We start from the raw sequence: 17,407 nt of genomic DNA, 5'->3' as shown, positions 1-17,407 counted from the left end.
CCCCGAGCGCAGCGTCTCGAAGACGCACCTGGCCTTCGGTGTCGAGGAGGGTGAGCTCTGGATCGCCGATCGCGGTTCGTCGAACGGCACGCGGGTGGGCCTCGACCTCGTCGACCCCGTCGAGCTCACCGCGGGCGAACGCGTGCGCGTGCCGCGCGGCACCCGCGTGGGCATCGGCGACCAGTGGTTCGACGTGCACTGACCAGCCCGAAACAGACGAGATCGACCGTGATCGGCCCCCGAGGGAACCGATTTCGTAAAACCTATGTTTCGATCTGATGTAGTTCGTCGTCGTCGCTGTCGGAGCCGAGAAGCCCTGTGCCACTATCGGAACACTGTTTTTCCGTGAGTGAGAGGCCCACTGTGCGCGCACCGCAAGACCCGATGATCCTCCAGGCCATCCGCCACTCGCAGGCCCTGCAGAAGGCCAGAGCGGTCTCGCTCAGCCGCCGCGGCTTCCTCGGTGCGGCCGGCATGAGCGCCACCGCCCTCGCCCTCGCGGCCTGCTCCTCGGGCGGTCAGCGCGCCGACCTCACTCCGGCCAAAGACGTCTCGGCCACCGAGAAGACCCTCGCCTGGAGCAACTGGCCGGCCTACATGGACGAGGACGACGACGGCAACTACCCGACCCTCATCGGCTTCGAGGACGAGTCGGGCATCACGGTGACCTACAACGTCGACGTCGACGACAACAACAGCTACTACGCCAAGGTCAAGGACCAGCTCGCCCTCGGCCAGGACATCGGCGCCGACACCGTCTGCCTCACCGACTGGATGGTGGCCCGGCTCGTGCGCCAGGGCTACGTGCAGGAGCTCGACCACGCCAACATCCCGAACATCGCGAACCTCAGCGAGTCGTTCGCGAACCCCGACTTCGATCCGGGCCGGAAGCTCTCGCTGCCCTGGCAGGGCGGCTTCGCGGGCATCTGCTGGAACAAGGAGAAGGTGCCGGCGGGCCTGAAGAGCGTCGAAGACCTGTGGGACCCCGCGCTCAAGGGCCGTGTGGGCGTGCTCTCCGAGATGCGCGACACCATCGGCCTCATCATGCTCGCCCAGGGCACCGACATCACCGGCGAGTGGGGCGACGACGACTTCGCGAACGCCATGGATGCGTTCACCCAGCAGGTCGAGGACGGCCAGATCCGCAACATCAAGGGCAACGCCTACCTCAACGACCTCCAGTCCGAGGACACCTTCGCCGCCATCTGCTGGTCGGGCGACATCACGAGCCTCAACGCCACGGCGGGCGACAAGTGGGAGTTCGCCATCCCGGATGCCGGCGGCACGCTCTGGAACGACACCTTCGTGGTGCCCATGGGCTCGGCCCACAAGGCCAACGCCGAGGCCGTCATGAACTACTACTACGAGCCCGAGGTGGCCGCCGAGCTCGCCGCCTGGGTCAACTACGTCACCCCGGTGGTCGGCGCGAAGGAGGCGATGGACCTCATCGACCCCGAGCTCGCCTCCGACCAGCTGATCTTCCCGGACGAGGAGACGCTCAGCACCGTGCACGTCTTCCGCACCCTCACTCCCCAGGAGGAGAACGACTACCAGGCCCAGTTCCAGAAGGTGCTGCTGGGCAGCTGATGGCGACGTCATCCACCAAGTCCGGCGCATCCTTCGCCGAGAGCGGCGCCGATCTCGAGCTCGCCGGCATCTCCAAGCGGTTCCCGGGCTTCACGGCCATCGAGGAGCTCGACCTGCAGATCCCGGCCGGTTCGTTCTTCGCCCTGCTCGGCCCCTCCGGCTGCGGCAAGACCACGACGCTGCGGCTCGTCGCGGGGCTCGAGGAGCCGACCGCAGGGCGAATCCTGATCGGCGGGAAGGACGTGACCGACACCAAGCCGTTCCAGCGGCCCGTCAACACGGTGTTCCAGTCGTATGCGCTCTTCCCGCACATGACGATCCTCGAGAACGTCGCCTTCGGCCTCCGCCGGCGCCGCATCGGCGATGCGGTCGCGAAGGCGCTCGAGGCGCTCGCCCTCGTCGAGCTCGATCACGTCTCCTCCCGTCGGCCCGCCCAGCTCTCGGGCGGTCAGCAGCAGCGCGTCGCGCTCGCCCGCGCCATCGTGAACCGGCCCGCCCTGCTGCTGCTCGATGAGCCGCTCGGCGCGCTCGACCTCAAGCTCCGCCGCCAGATGCAGCTCGAGCTGAAGGCGATCCAGACCGAGGTGGGCCTCACCTTCCTGCACGTCACGCACGACCAGGAGGAGGCCATGACCATGGCCGACACCGTCGCCGTCATGAACAAGGGGCGGATCGAGCAGATGGGCGCCCCCGAGGAGCTCTACGAGCTGCCGCGCACGGCGTTCGTGGCCAACTTCCTCGGCCAGTCGAACCTCTTCACGGGCGAGGTCGTGTCGGCCACGGCGGATGCCATCACCGTCGACGTCGCCGGCGTCCCGGTGGTCGTGCCCCGCGCCCGTTCGCAGCGGCACTCCGGCGAGGTCGCGATCGGCGTGCGCCCGGAGAAGGTGACGCTGCTCACCGAGGCGCCCCTGCCGCAGGCCGGACGGAACGTCTTCGGGCCCGGGCGGGTCACGGATGTCTCGTTCTCGGGCGTCAGCACGCAGTACCTCGTGGAGGTGCCCGGTGCCGGCGAGCTCGTGGTGTTCGCGCAGAACATGGTGTTCGGTCCGGTGGTGCAGGTCGGAGCCGAGGTGTGGCTGTCCTGGAACGCCGACCACGGCTTCGGGCTCGACGACGACCCCGGCACGGTGCCGCGCTTCGTGCCCGACGCCTCGACCGAGTCGATCGCCATCCAGCGCCGGATCGCGCTGGAAGAAGAGCTGGAACAGGCCTAGCCGCCGTGGCCTTCACCGCCTTCGCCTCGCAGACGACGGTCGAGCAGGCGCCCAGGAAGCGCAGCTTCGTGGCGCTCGTGCTGCTGCTCCCGGGCATCGCCTACCTCCTGCTGTTCTTCCTGACCCCGCTCATCTCGCTCGTCATCACGTCCTTCCAGGAACCGGATCTCTACGGCGACATCGGCGACTACGTCACGGCGTTCCGCTGGGAGAACTACGTCGACGCCGTGGGGGAGTACCTGCCGCTCATCCTGCGCGCGTTCGGCTACGCGCTCGTCGCCACGGTGCTCGCCCTCGTGATCAGCTATCCCATCGCCTACTTCATCGGCGTGAAGGCCAGGCGGTTCCCGCTGCTGCAGAGCCTGCTGCTCACGCTCGTGATCGCGCCGTTCTTCATCAGCTTCCTGCTCCGCACCCTGGCCTGGAAGCAGATCATGTCGGACGAGGGGCCCGTGGTGGTCTTCCTCAAGTCGATCGCCATCCTGCCCTCCGACGGGCACCTCACGGGCACGGCGTTCTCGGTGATCTTCGGCCTCACCTACAACTTCATCCCGTTCATGACGCTCCCGCTCTACGCCACCCTCGAGCGGCTCGACACGCGCTACCTCGAGGCCGGCGCCGACCTCTACGCGAGCCCGTTCACGGTCTTCCGGAAGGTCACCGTGCCGCTGTCGATGCCTGGGATCGTGTCGGGCACGCTGCTCACCTTCATCCCGGCGGCCGGTGACTACATCAATGCGAGTCGGGACTTCCTGGGGTCGTCGTCGACGGCCATGGTGGGCAACGCGATCGAGGCGAACTTCCTCGTGCTGCAGAACTATCCGGCAGCGGCCGCCCTGTCGATCGTGCTGATGGCCGTCATCCTCGTGATCGTCGGCGTGTACGTGCGCCGCACCGGAACGGAGGATCTCGTATGAGGCGCCGCACCAAGGGCCTCGGGCTCTGGATCTACACCTTCATCGCGCTAGCATTCCTCCTCATCCCGATCGTCTACACGTTCGTCTTCTCGTTCAACGACTCCGGCAAGCTCAACATCGCCTGGCAGGGGTTCACCTTCGAGAAGTGGGCCACGGTCTGCAGCGTGCAGGGGCTCTGCGAGGCGTTCGGCAACAGCATCCTGGTGGGGCTGACGTCGACGGTGCTCGCCACCGCGCTCGGCACGCTCATCGCCATCGCGCTCGTGCGCTACCGGTTCAAGGCGCGCTCGGCGATCAGCCTGCTGCTGTTCCTGCCGATGGCGACCCCCGAGGTCGTGCTCGGTGCGGGGCTCGCGGCCCAGTTCCTCACCGTGGGGGTCGAGAAGGGGCTCGGCACCATCATCCTGGCCCACACGATGTTCTGCATCAGCTTCGTGGTGGTCACGGTCAAGGCGCGTGTCGCCTCGCTCGATCCGGCGCTGGAGGAGGCGGGCCGCGACCTCTACGGCTCGCCCGGCCAGGTCTTCTGGCGCATCACGTTCCCGCTGCTCCTCCCCGGCATCGCGGCGGCCGCCCTGCTCTCGTTCGCGCTGAGCTTCGACGACTTCATCATCACCAACTTCAACTCCGGAGCCGTCGACACCTTCCCCAAGTTCATCTACATCGCCGCCGCCCGCGGCATCCCGGCCCAGGTGAACGTCATCGCCTCGGCGGTCTTCCTCCTGGCCATCCTCCTCGTGATCGTGGCCCAGGTCTCCCGAGCAGCCCGCGCGAAGAGATTGGCCCGAACAGTTTGACTTCTGGGCATAAGTGACTAATCATCATCTATGCCCAAATTCGTTCTTCGAGTGTCGTGTGCGCTCTTGCTCGGTACCGTGACGGCTGTTTCCGCCGTCACCGCAACCCACGCCGCGCCGCCGCCTTCCGGTGCCACCCAGCTGATCGATGCTGCTCTTGCCGCCGGAAGCGCTTCATCCGGCAACGTCTTCAACGAGGGGTCCGACGCGTCGGCCGATGGACGATTCGTGGTCTTCGGCTCGCACGCGATCGATCTGGTTCCCGGCATCAGTGCAGCGGATGCCAGAAGAGGTCAGATCTACCTTCGCGACACGGCGGCCGAGACGACCACACTCATCAGTGCGGCGGGCGGGGCCGCCGGCGACGGGCCGTCATCCTCCCCGTCGATCTCCGATGACGGAGAGCTGGTCGCCTACCTGACCACCAGTTCGAATATCGTTCCTGGAACGCCGTGGGGTACGAATCAGGCGGTGCTCTGGTCGGCGACGACCGGCGATCACACCCTGGTGAGCCACGGTTGGCAATCCGCACTGCGGGGCATCGACTATCCCGTGCTCGCGTTGTCGCTCTCGGGCTCCGGCAACGCCGTCGTCTTCGAGACCATCGCGACAGACGTGATGCCGGGCGACCCGTTCGTCGTCCCACGACCGAGGCTGTACACCTGGACTCCGACTGCTGAGACGACGATGGTCGCCTACGATCCTGTGCTCAGCGCTTCGTCTCCGTCGGTGTCATCCGACGGCCGCTACGTGGCATTCGTCTCCGCCGATCAGCACACTCCCGTGCCCACCCGCGGGGTGCAACAGGTCTACGTCACGGACACTGCCCGCGGTTCGACCGAGCTGATCAGTATCGATACGGGCGCAACGGCAGGCAACGGCGCCTCGACGGATCCGGTGCTGTCCGCCGACGGCCGCTTCGTCGCCTTCGAGAGCAGGGCAACCGACCTCACGGTCGACCCGGTTCCCGGCACCCGGCAGATCTTCGTGCGCGATCGCTCCGCAGGACTAACGACGCTCGAGAGTCGTGACAGCTCGGGAGTGCTCGTCCCCGACGCCGCGAACCCGGATCTCTCCGCCGACGGCTCGGCGCTGGTCTTCCAGGTCTGGACCTCGACCACCACCGGTCACAACTCTCAGATCCTCTTCCGATCGCGGCTCACGGGTGCCGTCAAGCCGGTCAGCCGGAACGGCCTCGGCGATGCCGGGAACGGTGACTCCGTTGATCCTCGGCTCAGCCCTGACGGCGACTACGTCGCGTGGACCACGGATGCGACGAACCTCACCGGCGACCGCTATCCCGCGGGTTCACGCGGCTCCTGGCACACCCTCCTGCGCAACGTGGGCTGACGTGCTCTTTCCAGCAGAAAAACAGAACGGCTCAGATATGTCCTCGCGTCTTCGAATGGCGGGGTGCGCGCTTGTTCTCGCCCTCGCCGCAGTCACCGTTCCCGCGGCGGCCCACGCCGCCCCACCGCCTCCTGGTACCAACTACCTGATCGACGTCTCGTACGTTCCCGGTGTCGCCGGGACCAGCAACGAGTTCGAAGGAGCGGCCGCCGTCTCCGGTGATGGCCGATTCGTCGCGTTCTCCTACAGCGGCCAAGACCTGCTCGGACCCTTCGACTCCGGGATGCCTGCCAGCGAGCGGGTCTTCCTGCGCGACACGGTCGCGAGCACGACGAAGCAGATCAGTCCGAAGTGGACGAACATCACGACCTCACCCGTGATCTCCGACGACGGCATGCTCGTCGCCTATGCCAGTTACTACACCGAGACGGACGGCTTCGCGGACCAGCAGGTCGTCGTCTGGAACGCCATCACGGGAACGAGCACGAACGTCAGCACCCGGTGGAACGACAGCAGCGAGGGGGTCGATGAGAACGTGACGTCGTTCGACATCTCGGGTTCCGGCAACGCGATCGTCTATTCGACATCGGCTTCGGATGCGATGCCGGGAGATCCGTACGCGGTTCCGCGGTCACGGACGTACAAGGTCGATTCGTCGGGCACCACGACTCTGATCGGCTACGACCCCGTGCTGAGCAGTCACTCTCCCTCGATCTCCGCCGACGGCCGATTCGTCGCCTTCCTCTCCTCCGACCAGCACACCGCCGCTCCGACCGGAGGAGTCGATCAGGCCTACGTCTACGACACCGCCCGCGGCACCACGGAGCTCATCAGCGTCGACGCTTCCGGAACACGAGGGGCCGACGCCGCGGTGACGCGCGTCGATGTGTCGGGTGACGGCCGGATCGTCGTGTTCGACAGCCTCGCCGCGAATCTGCACGGGAGCGCGACGGGCGGCGGCTCGCATGTCTACGCGCGCGACCGCACCACGTCTGTGACCACGCTGGAGAGCCGACTGCCCGGTGGAGCCGCCACGCCGGGCACGAACGGCACTGTCTCCCGCAACGGGATCGCTGTGGCGTACTCGAGCCGATCCGACTCGCAGGTCTACGTGCGCTCCAGGATCACGGGTGCTGTCGGCCTCGTCAGCCAGACACCGTCCGGCGGTCGCGGCTTCGAACGAAGCGGCTCGTCGACGCTGTCCGCCGACGGCCAAACCGTCGTGTGGGTCACCCCGGGCACCGATTTCACCACGGACAGCTACCCGGCCAGCCGCTATCACCGTGGCATCCACACCGTCGCGCGCAACATCGGCGCCGAGTACTCGGCGGGCACGTTGTGAGGTCAGTGCTGGTTGCCGCGCCGCCGCTTCTGCGGCGCGGGGGGCATGTGGCGCGGGCTGTGTTCTGGCCGCGCCGCCGCTTCTGCGGCGCGGGGGACGTGTGGCGCGGGCGTCGCTGCGCGGCGACCGTGCCACCTCGGGTCGGGTGGGAGCGCCCAGCGGCTTTCGGGTCGGTGCGTCTGCTCGACCGCCACTTCCACCCCAGCTCGGCCGCCGCACCCATGCGGGGTAGCGCTAACCGCTCTTTCCTTCCGGCGGGGTAGCGCTAGGTGCTCTTTTCGTCGGGCGGGGTAGCGCTAAATGCTCGAAAAGGGGCGGGATGGAGCGGTTGGCGCTACCCGGGTGGACCGCCGTGCGGCGGCGGGAGGCGCGGCAGGGGGCGCGGCGGTGCGGTGCGGCGCGGGGCGGGGCGGGGCGGGGCGCTAGAGGGAGGGGGAGACGCGGATGGTGCCGACGGGGGCGGCACCGCCGTGGATGGCGAGGTCGAGGTCGGGGGTGAGGTCGGCCACCTGGGCGGGGGTGACGGCGCCGTGGCGGGCGAGGAGGGTGAGGGCCACGAGGGTGGCGGCGCGGAGGCTGCCGTCGAGCACCTTGACCGCGACCGAGGAGCCGTCGGGCGTCGCCATCACCATGACGCCCTCGGCGCCGAGCTTGGCGACCACGCCGAGGCGGTCGATCACGACGGTGTTCGCACGGCCGGGACCGTCGATGGCCCAGCCGTTCGCCAGGATGCTCGACGTGAGGTGCTCCGCCGGCCCCGACGTCGCCCGGCGGATGCGACCGATGCCCCGCGCGAGCGCTTCGAGCGACAGCGCGTGCACCGGCGCCCCGCAGCCGTCGACCCCCGAGTGCGCCACGGGCGCTCCCGTCTCGCGCTCCACCACCGCGAGGATGCGCTCCTGCAGCGGATGCGCCGGGTCGAGATACGACGCCGTGTCCCACCCGTTCCGCACGCACGCGAGCAGCATCGCCGCGTGCTTGCCCGAGCAGTTCATGGAGATGCGCTCCCGGCCACCATGAGCCCGGATCACCTCGTCGCGCGCACTCGAGGCACCAGGCCAGTCAGGCGGGCAGCCGAGCGCCGACGCCGGCAGCCCCGCCTCGGCCAGGATGGAGGCGACGACCTCGATGTGCGCGGGCGTCGCCGCATGGCTCGCCGTCGCGAGCACCGTCTGCACGGGATCGAGCGAGACGCCCGACTCGAGCACGGCCAGCGCCTGGAACGGCTTCATGCACGAGCGCGGGTAGACCGGCAGCGCGGGGGAGCCGACGCTGATGGCCACCTGCCCCGTCGCATCCAGCACCACGGCCGAGCCGATGTGCCGCGACTCGACGAAGCCGCTGCGGTCGACGACCGCGAGCTCCGCCGACTCGGCGATCGTGGCGGTGCCGGGCATGCCGGGCCCAGAAGTCATGCCGGCCCCGCCGCTCACGCCGGACCCGCCGCTCACGCCGGCCCCGTCCCTCATGCCGAGAGCTGGGCGAGCGCCTCGTCGATCACCGAGAGCGCGTCGAGCAGCAGCTCGTCCGAGATCGCGAGCGACGGCAGGAACCGGAGCACGTTGCCGTAGGTGCCGGCGTTCAGCGCGAGCACGCCGTTCTGGGCGCAGTGCGCGACGATGGCGTTGACGGCCTCGGCGTGCGGGGTCTTGGTGGTCGACGCCGTGCCGGGCTCGACGAGCTCGATCGCGATCATGGCGCCGCGACCGCGCACGTCGCCGATCACGTCGTACTTCTCCTGCAGCGCCGTGAGTCCGGCGATCAGGGTGGCGCCGATGCGGTCGGCCTCCGCGAGGAGCGACGCCGACTCGATCTGCTCGAACACGGCGACCGCTGCGGCCGCGGCCACCGGGTTGCCGCCGAAGGTGCCGCCGAGCCCGCCGGGCTGTGCGGAGTCCATGATCTCGGCGCGGCCGGTGACGCCCGCGAGCGGCAGGCCGCCCGCGATGCCCTTGGCCGAGAGCACCATGTCGGGCACGAGCCCGAAGTGGGTCGACGCGAAGTACTCGCCCGTGCGGGCCATGCCGCTCTGGATCTCGTCGGCGATGAAGACGATGCCCTTCTCGGTGCACCACGCCTGCAGCGCGGGGAGGTAGCCCTCGGCCGGCACGACGAAGCCGCCCTCGCCCTGGATGGGCTCGACCACGAGGCACGCGAGGTCGGATGCGCCCACGGTCTTCTCGAGGTAGTTGATGGTGCGGGCGGCGGCCTCGGCCCCCGACAGTCCGTCGTGGTAGGGGTAGGAGTTGGGCGCGCGGTAGACGTCTCCCGCGAGGGGCCCGAATCCGGTGGCGTAGGGGGCGGCCTTGAAGTTCATGGCCATCGTGAGGTTGGTGCGGCCGTGGTAGGCGTGGTCGAGCACGGCGACGCCGTTGCGGCCGGTGAACTTGCGGGCGATCTTGACGCCGTTCTCCACGGCCTCCGCACCCGAGTTCACGAGCACCGTGCGCTTGGCGAAGTCGCCGGGGGTGTGCTGGGCGAGGAGCTCCGCCACGCGCACGTACTCCTCGTAGGGGGTGACCGTGAAGAGCGTGTGGGTGAGATCCTGCAGCTGAGCCGTCGCGGCCTCCACCACCGCGGCATTCGCGTGCCCCACGGTGGTCACGCCGATGCCGGCACCGAGGTCGATGAACTGGTTGCCGTCCACATCGACCAGCACGGCCCCGCTCGCCTTGGCGACGTAGACGGGCAGCGCGGCCGTGACACCGGGCGGCACGACGGCGAGGCGTCGTTCGTGCAGCTCCTTCGACCGCGGGCCGGGGATCGCCGTGACGACCTTCCGCTCCTGGGGAACCGTGTAAACCGGGGCGTCGATGGTGTCAGTCATAGTGCTTCGAGTTTAGGCCAGCCTCGGCCCGAGCCGGGTTAGCATGGCCGGGTGACTCCTGAGCATCACTACAGCGTCGATGTCGAGTGGCTTGGCAATCGGGGGACCGGCACGAGCCACTACCTCGACTACGGGCGCCAGGGCCTGCTCACCGCCGCGGGCAAGCACGACATCGAGGTCTCGGCCGACAAGACGTTCCACGGCGACCGCGACCGCTGGAACCCCGAGGAGCTGCTGCTCGCCGCCCTCGCCGAGTGCCACATGCTCTCGTTCCTGCACGTGGCGGTGCTGCACGGCCTCGTCGTGACGGCCTACACGGATGCCGCGACCGGCACCATGGTGCAGCAGGGCGACGGCGGCCGGTTCACGAGCGCCGAGCTGCACCCGGTCATCACGCTCGCGGTGGCCGAGGGTGCCGCCTCGCCCTCCGAGGAGGAGTTCGCGGCCCTGCACCGCGAGGCCGCCGAGAAGTGCTTCATCGCCAACTCGGTGAACTTCCCGGTGGGCCATTCGCCGCGACTCGTCGTGGCCTAGACCGTGGCCATGACGCGGCAGCAGAGGCTCGTCCTCGTCGTCGCCATCCTCGCCGCCTTCGTCTCGTTCCTTGATGCCACGGTCATCAACGTGGCGCTGCCGGCCATCAGCCGCGACCTCGGCGGCGCGCTGTCGACGCAGCAGTGGGTGGTCGACGCGTACCTCATCACCCTCGGCTCCGTCATCCTGCTCGCCGGATCGCTGAGCGACGTCTACGGCCGCAAGCGCATCCTGCTGATCGGCCTCGTCGGGTTCGGCGCGGCGTCGCTCCTCTGCGCGTTCGCCCCCACCGTGGAGTTCCTCATCGTCGCCCGCGCGCTGCAGGGCGTGGCGGGCGCCCTCCTCGTGCCGTCGTCGCTCGCCATCATCATCGCGACCTTCTCCGGCCCCGCCCAGGGCCGGGCGATCGGCACCTGGACGGCGTTCACGAGCGTCGCGAACATCGCCGGCCCCATCCTCGGCGGCGTGCTCGTCGACCAGGTGTCGTGGCGGCTGATCTTCGGCATCAACGTGCTGCCGATCGTCGTGACGGTCGTGCTGCTGATGAAGCTCGATCCGGATCGCCACCACGCGCCGGGAGCACGCATCGACTACCCGGGCGCCGTGCTCGGCATGCTCGGGCTGGGGCTGCCCGTGTTCGCGCTGATCGAGCAGGCGAACTTCGGCTGGGGCTCGCCCGTGGTGCTCGTGCCGCTCGTGGTGGGACTGCTCGCCCTCGCGGCGTTCCTCGTGCACGAGCGCCGCACCGCGCAGCCGATGCTGCCGCTCGAGCTGTTCCGGGTGCGCAACTTCTCGGTCGGCAACGTCTCGACCTTCCTCATCTACGGCGCCCTCTCGCTCGGCTTCTTCAGCGTCGCCGTGTTCCTGCAGCAGGTCGCGGGCTACAGCGCCACACTCGCGGGCTTCGCGATGATCCCCACGAGCCTCCTGCTCATCGGCCTCTCGAGCCTGTTCGGGCGACTGAGCGGCCGGATCGGGCCGCGCCTGTTCATGACGGTCGGCCCGCTCGTGGCCGGCGCCGGATTCCTGCTCATGCTGCGCTTCGACGAGAGCGCCGACTACCTCACCCAGGTGCTCCCGGCGGTCGTCGTGTTCGGTCTCGGCATGGCCATCACGGTCGCTCCGCTCACGGCCGCCATCCTCGGTGCGATCGATCCGGCGCGCTCGGGCATCGCCTCCGCCGTCAACAACGCCGTCTCCCGCGTGGCCGGACTCATCGCGGTGGCGCTCGCGAGCCTCATCGCCGGCACGGCGGTGCTCGACCTCGTGGGCTTCCACCGCGTGGTGCTCGTGACGGCCGTCTTCTTCGTCGCGGGCGGTCTCGTGGCCTTCGCGGGCATCCGCAACCCGGAGCACGAGAAGGCCGCCGCTAGCATGGAGTCGTCACCCGAGTAGCCGGCCGGGAATCCCCGCCTTCGCCGTGGCCAGAGATGTCGAGGACCGCGTGCAGAACGCAGCCCAGCCCGCCGCCGACCGGCCCGCCGCGGAGCAGCCCGCCGCCGACCGGCCCGCCCCCGACCGGCCCGCCGCGATCCAGCCGCCACCCGGGCAACCCCGCCCACCCGCACGCATGGGCCCTTTCCGCGGCTACCGCGAGGTCTTCGCGGTCCCCGGATCCGTCGCGTTCTACACCGCGGGCTGGCTCGGCCGCCTCCCGCGCTCCACCCTCAGCCTCGGCGCCGTGCTCCTCGTGGCGGGGGAGACCGGCCGCTTCTCGCTCGCCGCGATGGTCGCCGCCGTCATGGTGATCGGATCCGCGTTCATCGGCCCGCTCTGGTCGCGCGCGATGGACCGGGTCGGCCAGCGCCGCATCCTCGCGGCCGGATTCGCCGCCACCCTCGTCTCGGCGCTGGCCCTCCTCGGAGCGGTCACGGCCGGGCTGCCCCTCTGGACCTGGTTCGCCACCGCCCTCCTCCTCGGTGCGAGCACCGTCGACATCGGCTCGGTCACCCGCGCGCGGTGGAGCAGCCTGCTGCCGGCGGGCCAGGATCGGCACTCCGCCTTCTCGCTCGAGTCGGTGGCCGATGAGTCCGTCTACGTCATCGGCCCGCCCGTCGTCACCCTGCTCGCCGCAGCCGTGAGCCCCGTGCTCGGCTTCGCGGTGGGGCTCACCGCCGGGCTCGCGGGCATGGCCGCCCTCATCCTGCTGCGCTCGACCACGCCCGCCGTGCATCCGGTGGCGTCGAAGGGCGACCCCGCCTCGAAAGGCGACACGGCGTCGAAAGGTGACACGGCGTCGAAGCGCCGCTTCAGGCTCCTCACCCCCCTCCCGCCCGGCATCGCGCTCCTCCTGCCGCTCTTCCTCGGCATCGGCCTCGTCTTCGGGGCGGTCGACCTCACCGCGGTGGGCTTCGCCGACGAGGAGGGTGTCCCCGCGGCCGCGGGTCTCCTGCTCGCAGCGTTCGCGGTCGGCAGCGTCGTCTCGGCGCTCGTCTTCGGCCTGCTGCGGCTCCGCGCAGCCCTCGAGCTCCGGGTGGGCGTCGCCGCCCTCGCGTATGCCGTCGTGGTGCCGGCCGTCGCCCTGATGCCCTCGATCGGCACCGCATCCGTCGCCCTGTTCGCCGCGGGCCTCGTGACCGCCCCGCTGCTGATCTCCGGCATGGGCCTCGTGGAGTCGCGCGTCGATCGCGCGCGGCTGACCGAGGCGCTCGCCTGGCCCTCGACGGCCATCAGCGTGGGCGTCACCATCGGATCCGCGCTCGCAGGAGTGCTGATCGACGCCGCCGGCGGTCGTGCGGGCTTCGCTGTCGCGGTGGCGGGCGCCCTCGTCGCGGGTGTCTTCGGCGTGGTCACGCTCGCATCGCATCGTGCCCGCTCCCAGCGGGTCGCCAGGTTGACCCAAGGCGACTGAGGAAGACTGGCCGCGATCCCCATCCACGAACGAAGAGGACCCATGCGTTCAATTCCGGCCGTCGCCGCAGCAGCCATCGCCGCGACCCTCCTGCTCGCGGGCTGCACCGCGACCCCCGACGAGGGCTCCACGGCGACCCCCACGGCGGGCGCCGCTCCCGTCAACGAGTGCGCCGAGTCCGGCAGCGCGTCCGACTCCGTCACCGTCACGGGCGACATCGGCTCCCTCCCCACGACGGCCTTCCAGGGCCCGCTCTCGGTCGACCGCACCGAGCGCACGATCGTGTCCGAGGGAGACGGCGACGAGGTGGCGTTCGGCGACCTCGCCACGATCGACTTCACCATCTACAACGGCACCTCCGGCGAGCAGGTCTTCTCGACCCTCGACGAGGGCGGCACCCAGCTCCAGCTCACGGTCGACACCACGCAGTACATCGCCGGCATCGTGAACGCCGTGGCCTGCACGAACGTCGGATCGCGCGTGGTCGCGGTCATCCCGCCCGCCGACGGGTTCGGCGCAGCAGGCGGCAACGAGGCGCTCGGCATCGCGGCCGAGGACTCGCTCGTCATGGTGGCCGACATCGAGGGCATCGTGCCGCTCCGGGCCGACGGCACCGAGCAGCAGGTCCCCGAGGGCTTCCCCACCGTCGAGCTCGACGACGAGGGCGCTCCCACCGTCACCATGCCCACGGCTGCGGCTCCCACCGACCTGCAGGTCGCGGTGCTCAAGAAGGGCGACGGCCCCGTCGTCGGCGACGGCGACAGCGTGACCGTGCAGTACCAGGGCTCGATCTACGGCTCGGGCACGGTCTTCGACCAGAGCTGGGGCAACGGCGGACCGCGCACGTTCCAGACCACGGGCGTCGTCACCGGGTTCGCTGCGGCGATGGTGGGACAGACCGTCGGCTCGCAGGTGATCGCCGTGATCCCACCCGACCAGGGCTACGGCGCGGAGGGGAACAGCGCCGCGGGCATCGCGGGCACCGACACCCTCGTGTTCGTGATCGACATCCTCGCCACCGCCTCGGCGGGATAGCCTGAACGCGTGAAGCGCGTCATCATCCTCGGTTCCACCGGCTCCATCGGCGTGCAGGCGCTCGACGTCATCCGGAGGAACCCCGACCGGTTCGATGTCGTCGGCCTCGTGGCCGGCCGGAATCGTGAGGTGCTCGACGCGCAGGCCGCCGAGTTCGGTGTCGACGACACCGGGCTCGGCGAGCTCGAGGCCGAGCAGCTCGTGCGCGACGTCGAGGCCGACGTGGTGCTGAACGGCATCACCGGATCGGTCGGACTGGGTCCGACCCTCGCCGCCCTCGAGGCCGGCCGCACGCTCGCGCTCGCCAACAAGGAGAGCCTCATCGTGGGCGGCGACCTCGTGAAGCGCGCGGCGTCACGCGGCCAGATCGTGCCTGTCGACTCCGAGCACTCCGCGATCGCGCAGGCGCTCCGCTCCGGCACGGCCGCCGAGGTCTCGCGGCTCGTGCTCACGGCGTCCGGCGGGCCGTTCCGAGGCCGCAGCCGTGCCTCGATGACCGACGTGACCCCCCGTGAGGCGCTCGCGCACCCCACCTGGGACATGGGGCTCGTCGTCACCACGAACTCCGCCACCCTCGTGAACAAGGGGCTCGAGGTCATCGAGGCCCACCTGCTCTTCGACGTGCCGTACTCCGACATCGAGGTCACCGTGCATCCGCAGTCGGTCGTGCACTCGATGGTCGAGTTCTCGGACGGCTCGACCATCGCCCAGGCCTCGCCCCCCGACATGCGGCTGCCCATCGCCCTCGGCCTCGACTGGCCGGCCCGCGTGGCCGGGGTCGGCGTGCCCATCGACTGGACCGCATCCCACACCTGGGAGTTCGCGCCGCTCGACGAGGTCGCGTTCCCCGCGGTCGCGCTCGCGAAGCAGGTCGGCCGGGCCGGAGGCGGCTACCCGGCCGTCTTCAACGCGGCCAACGAGCAGGCCGTCGCGGCCTTCCACGACGGGCGGATCGGGTTCCTCGACATCGTCGACACCGTGCAGCGCGCGGTCGACCTGTTCGAGCCGGAGTCGGCCCCGGTCACCCGGGAGTCGCTCGCTGACACCGAGCTCTGGGCGAGGGCCGCGGCCGATCGGCTGCTCGCCGCCGTCTGAGGCGCTCGGCGAGCTCAGAACCGTCGCACAGCCAACCATCAGCGCCCCCGTGGCTGCGGCGGGTAATGTCACCGTGTGGAAACGGTCCTTCAGTTCGTGCTCGGCGTGCTCATCATCGCCGTCGGGGTGGCCTTCTCGATCGGCCTCCACGAGGTCGGGCACCTGCTGCCCGCCAAGCTCTTCGGCATCAAGGTCACGCAGTACATGATCGGCTTCGGGCCGACCGTGTTCTCGCGCCGGAAGGGCGAGACCGAGTACGGCCTCAAGGCGATCCCGCTCGGTGGCTACATCTCGATGATCGGCATGTTCCCGCCGCGCGGGGCGAACGAGCGGGCGGCCTCCAACAGCACGGGCTTCTTCCAGCAGATGGTCACGGATGCGCGCGCGCAGTCCCAGCTCACCATCGGTCTCGACGAGGATCGCGCCTTCTATCGCAAGCCCGTCTGGCAGCGCATGATCGTGATGCTCGGCGGCCCGTTCATGAACCTCGTGCTCGCCCTGGTCTTCTTCTCGATCGTGCTCGTGGGATTCGGAACCCTGCAGCCCTCCACGACCGTCGGCAGCGTGAGCGCGTGCGTGCTGCCCGCCACGAGTGAGCGGCAGACCTGCGAGACGGGCGACCAGGAGTCGCCGGGCGCTGCGGCCGGCCTGCTCCCCGGCGACCGCCTCGTGAGCATCGACGGCACCGCCATCACGAGCTGGGAGCAGTCGACCCGAATCATCCGCGACTCCGCGGGCGACGCCCTGCCCGTGGTCGTGGAGCGCGACGGCGAGCAGCTCGACCTCACCCTCACCCCGCTGCTCACCGAGCGCTACGTGCTCGACGTCGCGGGCGTGGCGGTCACGGATGCGTCGGGCTCGCCGGTGATCGAAGAGGTCGGCTTCGTGGGCATGGGCTCGGCCCAGGCGCTCACGCCGCAGCCGATCACCTCGGTCCCCGCCTTCGTGGGCGACAACATCGTGCACACGATCGGCATCGTGGTGAACCTGCCGCAGCGCCTCTACGACGTGGCGGAGGCCGCCTTCGGGCCGGGGGATCGCGATCCCAACGGCCCCATCAGCGTGGTCGGCGTGGGCCGGGTGGCCGGTGAGATCGCCGCCCTCGACTCCATCTCGCTCGAGGCCAAGGCGGCGAGCCTGCTGGGTCTCCTCGGCTCGCTCAACGTTGCGCTGTTCGTGATCAACCTCGTGCCGCTCACCCCGCTCGACGGCGGGCACGTGGTCGCCGCCGCGTGGGAGGGCATCCGGCGCTTCTTCGCCAAGCTCTTCAAGCGCAGGGATCCGGGGCCCGTCGACGCGGCCAAGCTCATGCCGCTCACCTTCGCGGTCGTCATCCTGTTCGGCGGCATGACCGCGCTCCTCGTCTACGCCGACATCGTGAAGCCGGTCAACATCTTCGGCTGACGGGAATCCGCCCGGCGCTGACCGCTCGTTCAGACTGCGGATCTAGACTGAAGCCGTGCCAGCAGTCAACTTGGGAATGCCCAAGCCCCCGCCCGAAACGCTCGCCCCTCGCCGCAAGTCCCGGCAGATCAAGGTGGGCAAGGTGCTCGTGGGCGGAGACGCCCCCGTGAGCGTGCAGTCGATGACCACGACGCCCACCCCGAACATCAACGCGACCCTCCAGCAGATCGCCGAGCTCACGGCCTCCGGCTGCGACATCGTGCGCGTGGCCGTGCCCTCGCGTGACGACGCCGAGGCGCTGCCGATCATCGCGAAGAAGTCGCAGATCCCCGTGATCGCCGACATCCACTTCCAGCCCAACTACGTGTACGCGGCCATCGACGCCGGGTGCGCCGCGGTGCGCGTGAACCCGGGCAACATCCGCAAGTTCGACGACCAGGTGGGCAAGATC

16 protein-coding genes are annotated in these 17,407 nt (G+C 69.8%); 14 read left to right on the top strand and 2 right to left on the bottom strand.

Translation table 11 applies throughout. From position 1 onward, the window contains the following. The 7 genes from Q0D57_RS15675 to Q0D57_RS15645 all read left to right on the top strand — a co-directional run. On the top strand, window positions 1–202 hold a 202-nt coding region (locus tag Q0D57_RS15675), incomplete at its 5' end, for an FHA domain-containing protein (RefSeq protein ID WP_291045766.1). A gap of 182 nt (window positions 203–384) precedes the next feature. Continuing rightward, the gene (locus Q0D57_RS15670) at window positions 385–1,587 is read left to right on the top strand and encodes an extracellular solute-binding protein (RefSeq protein ID WP_291045764.1); all 1,203 of its coding nucleotides are present in this window, start codon (window positions 385–387) and stop codon (window positions 1,585–1,587) included. Then, entirely contained in the window at window positions 1,587–2,804 is a 1,218-nt protein-coding gene (locus Q0D57_RS15665; protein WP_291045759.1) for an ABC transporter ATP-binding protein, read from the top strand. The genes Q0D57_RS15670 and Q0D57_RS15665 overlap by 1 nt, the downstream gene beginning before the upstream one ends. Window positions 2,805–2,809: 5 nt before the next feature. Continuing rightward, window positions 2,810–3,721, top strand: coding sequence for an ABC transporter permease (locus Q0D57_RS15660; protein ID WP_291045757.1), 912 nt, complete (start codon window positions 2,810–2,812; stop codon window positions 3,719–3,721). Next, window positions 3,718–4,518: an ABC transporter permease gene (locus Q0D57_RS15655; protein WP_291045756.1), complete on the top strand. Its 801-nt coding sequence runs from the start codon at window positions 3,718–3,720 to the stop codon at window positions 4,516–4,518. The genes Q0D57_RS15660 and Q0D57_RS15655 overlap by 4 nt, the downstream gene beginning before the upstream one ends. A gap of 78 nt (window positions 4,519–4,596) precedes the next feature. Then, on the top strand, window positions 4,597–5,868 hold the full coding sequence (locus tag Q0D57_RS15650; RefSeq protein ID WP_291045755.1) for a hypothetical protein: 1,272 nt from the start codon (window positions 4,597–4,599) through the stop codon (window positions 5,866–5,868). Between the two features lie 55 nt (window positions 5,869–5,923). Further along, window positions 5,924–7,210 carry a hypothetical protein gene (locus Q0D57_RS15645; protein ID WP_291045754.1) on the top strand — a complete coding sequence of 429 codons (1,287 nt, stop codon included), beginning with the start codon at window positions 5,924–5,926 and terminating at the stop codon, window positions 7,208–7,210. 422 nt (window positions 7,211–7,632) lie between these two features. On the opposite strand, the gene Q0D57_RS15640 is transcribed toward Q0D57_RS15645, so the two are convergent. Beyond that, window positions 7,633–8,625, bottom strand: a complete 993-nt coding sequence (locus Q0D57_RS15640; RefSeq protein ID WP_291045752.1) for an asparaginase — start codon at window positions 8,623–8,625, stop codon at window positions 7,633–7,635. 50 nt (window positions 8,626–8,675) lie between these two features. Further along, on the bottom strand, window positions 8,676–10,037 hold the full coding sequence (gene gabT, locus Q0D57_RS15635; protein WP_291045748.1) for a 4-aminobutyrate--2-oxoglutarate transaminase: 1,362 nt from the start codon (window positions 10,035–10,037) through the stop codon (window positions 8,676–8,678). Window positions 10,038–10,088: 51 nt separating this feature from the next. Between gabT and Q0D57_RS15630 the strand changes: the two genes are divergently transcribed. The 7 genes from Q0D57_RS15630 to Q0D57_RS15600 all read left to right on the top strand — a co-directional run. Next, window positions 10,089–10,571 (top strand): OsmC family protein, encoded by a 483-nt coding sequence (locus Q0D57_RS15630; RefSeq protein ID WP_291045746.1) that lies wholly within the window; start codon window positions 10,089–10,091, stop codon window positions 10,569–10,571. 9 nt (window positions 10,572–10,580) lie between these two features. Beyond that, a complete protein-coding gene (locus Q0D57_RS15625) occupies window positions 10,581–11,966 on the top strand; it encodes an MFS transporter (RefSeq protein WP_291045744.1) in 1,386 nt (461 codons plus the stop codon). A gap of 49 nt (window positions 11,967–12,015) precedes the next feature. Then, complete coding sequence (locus Q0D57_RS15620) at window positions 12,016–13,422, top strand: MFS transporter (protein WP_291045741.1); 1,407 nt, start codon at window positions 12,016–12,018, stop codon at window positions 13,420–13,422. Between the two features lie 42 nt (window positions 13,423–13,464). After that, window positions 13,465–14,457: an FKBP-type peptidyl-prolyl cis-trans isomerase gene (locus Q0D57_RS15615; protein WP_291045737.1), complete on the top strand. Its 993-nt coding sequence runs from the start codon at window positions 13,465–13,467 to the stop codon at window positions 14,455–14,457. Window positions 14,458–14,466: 9 nt separating this feature from the next. Further along, window positions 14,467–15,552, top strand: a complete 1,086-nt coding sequence (locus Q0D57_RS15610) for a 1-deoxy-D-xylulose-5-phosphate reductoisomerase (RefSeq protein ID WP_291045735.1) — start codon at window positions 14,467–14,469, stop codon at window positions 15,550–15,552. Between the two features lie 75 nt (window positions 15,553–15,627). Continuing rightward, a complete protein-coding gene (locus Q0D57_RS15605) occupies window positions 15,628–16,956 on the top strand; it encodes a site-2 protease family protein (RefSeq protein ID WP_291045733.1) in 1,329 nt (442 codons plus the stop codon). 76 nt (window positions 16,957–17,032) lie between these two features. Next, on the top strand, window positions 17,033–17,407 hold a 375-nt coding region (locus Q0D57_RS15600; protein WP_291045768.1), incomplete at its 3' end, for a flavodoxin-dependent (E)-4-hydroxy-3-methylbut-2-enyl-diphosphate synthase.

Source organism: Herbiconiux sp. (assembly GCF_023264895.1).
Lineage (GTDB): Bacteria > Actinomycetota > Actinomycetes > Actinomycetales > Microbacteriaceae > Herbiconiux.
Note: the sequence above shows the minus strand (reverse complement) of the source record. Positions and strands in the feature narration are given on the sequence as shown.

What these genes read in the sequence shown, in the direction of transcription:
- Q0D57_RS15655 (WP_291045756.1), top strand. Translation starts at nt 3,718, where the DNA reads ATGAGGCGCCGCACCAAGGGCCTCGGGCTCTGGATCTACACCTTCATC.
- Q0D57_RS15625 (WP_291045744.1), top strand. Translation starts at nt 10,581, where the DNA reads ATGACGCGGCAGCAGAGGCTCGTCCTCGTCGTCGCCATCCTCGCCGCC.
- gabT (WP_291045748.1), bottom strand. Translation starts at nt 10,037, where the DNA reads ATGACTGACACCATCGACGCCCCGGTTTACACGGTTCCCCAGGAGCGG.
- Q0D57_RS15670 (WP_291045764.1), top strand. Translation starts at nt 385, where the DNA reads ATGATCCTCCAGGCCATCCGCCACTCGCAGGCCCTGCAGAAGGCCAGA.
- Q0D57_RS15615 (WP_291045737.1), top strand. Translation starts at nt 13,465, where the DNA reads ATGCGTTCAATTCCGGCCGTCGCCGCAGCAGCCATCGCCGCGACCCTC.
- Q0D57_RS15645 (WP_291045754.1), top strand. Translation starts at nt 5,924, where the DNA reads ATGGCGGGGTGCGCGCTTGTTCTCGCCCTCGCCGCAGTCACCGTTCCC.
- Q0D57_RS15640 (WP_291045752.1), bottom strand. Translation starts at nt 8,625, where the DNA reads ATGACTTCTGGGCCCGGCATGCCCGGCACCGCCACGATCGCCGAGTCG.
- Q0D57_RS15665 (WP_291045759.1), top strand. Translation starts at nt 1,587, where the DNA reads ATGGCGACGTCATCCACCAAGTCCGGCGCATCCTTCGCCGAGAGCGGC.